Consider the following 1,535-nt stretch of genomic DNA (forward strand, 5'->3'; position numbering starts at 1 on the left):
TCGTTGACGCCGTCGCCGACCATGGCCACCACCCGGCCCTGCGCCTGCAGCCTGCGGATCACGTCCACCTTCTCCGCTGGCAGCACTTCAGCGATGACCGTCTCGGAGATCGCGGTGTCCGGGCCGGGGTCGATGCCCACCTGCTGCGCCACCGACGCGGCCACCCTCGCGTTGTCGCCGGTGAGCAGGATGGGGGTGAGACCCAGGCCGCGGAACCTCCCGACCGCCTCGGCGGAGGAGTCCTTGATCTGGTCGGCCACCACCAGCACCCCGCGGGCACGGCCACCCCAGCCCACCGCCACCGCGGTGTGGCCGCGGCCGGAGGCCTCGTCGACCGCCCGCTCGAGCTCGGCCGGCAGCGGCATCTCCTGCTCGGCGAGGAGAGCCGGACGGCCCACCACGACCACCTCGTCGTCGTCACGGGTGTCGTCAGTGGGGTCGGCTCCGACCCGTCCCGACACCCCCAGCCCCTCGGTGTTGCGGAAGCCCGCTACGGCCGGTAGGTCACCGACCCGCTCTCGGGCGCCGGCGGCGACGGCCCGGGCGATGGGGTGCTCGGAGGCGTCCTCCACCGCACCGGCGTAGCGCAGCACCTGCGTCTCGTCCTCGCCGTCCGCGGCGGTCACCGAGACCAGCGCGGGCGTTCCGGTGGTCACGGTGCCGGTCTTGTCGAGCACGATCGTGTCGACGCGGCGGGTGGACTCCAGGACCTCGGGGCCCTTGATGAGGATGCCCAGCTGCGCACCGCGGCCGGTCCCCACCATGAGGGCCATGGGCGTGGCCAGACCGAGCGCACAGGGGCAGGCGATGATGAGCACCGCGACCGCGGCCGTGAACGCCATGGAGGTGCCGGATCCGGTGAGCAGCCAGAAGGCGAACGTCGCGGCCGCCAAGACCAGGACGGCGGGGACGAAGACCCCGGAGATGCGGTCAGCCAGGCGTTGCGCGGCGGCCTTCCCGGACTGTGCGTCCTCGACCATCCGCGCCATCTGCGCGAGCTGGGTGTCCGATCCCACGCGGGTGGCCCGGACGATCAGCCGCCCGCTGGTGTTGACCGTGCCGCCGACCACGGCGTCGCCGGTGGAGACCTCGGCAGGCACGGATTCACCGGTGACCATGGCGGTGTCGACGGCGGAGGCGCCGTCGACGATCCGGCCGTCGGTGGCGATCTTCTCGCCGGGGCGCACGATGAACTCGTCACCGACCTGCAGGTTCTCCACGGGGATCCGCGTCTCGACGCCGTCGCGCAGCACCGCGACGTCCTTGGCGCCGAGCTCGAGCAGCGATCGGAGCGCCGCCCCGGCCGTGCGCTTGGACCGGGCCTCGATGTAGCGACCCAGCAGCACGAAGGTGGTGACCCCGGCGGCGGCCTCGAGGTAGATGTCCCCCGCGCCGTCGCTGGGCGAGAGCGAGAACTCGAACCCGTGGGTCATGCCCGGCATCCCGGCGTGGCCGAAGAACAGGGCGTACAGCGACCACAGCAGGGCGGCGGACGTGCCGATCGACACGAGGGTGTCCATGGTGAACGAGCCGTG

General features: G+C 72.7%; 1 protein-coding gene. It reads right to left on the minus strand.

Going from position 1 to position 1,535, the window contains the following annotated elements; genetic code table 11:
- Positions 1-1,535: heavy metal translocating P-type ATPase (locus G6017_RS10725; protein ID WP_182617307.1), on the minus strand; the 1,535-nt coding region annotated here is incomplete at both ends.

This window comes from Dietzia sp. B44 (assembly GCF_014145245.1).
GTDB classification, from domain to species: domain Bacteria; phylum Actinomycetota; class Actinomycetes; order Mycobacteriales; family Mycobacteriaceae; genus Dietzia; species Dietzia natronolimnaea.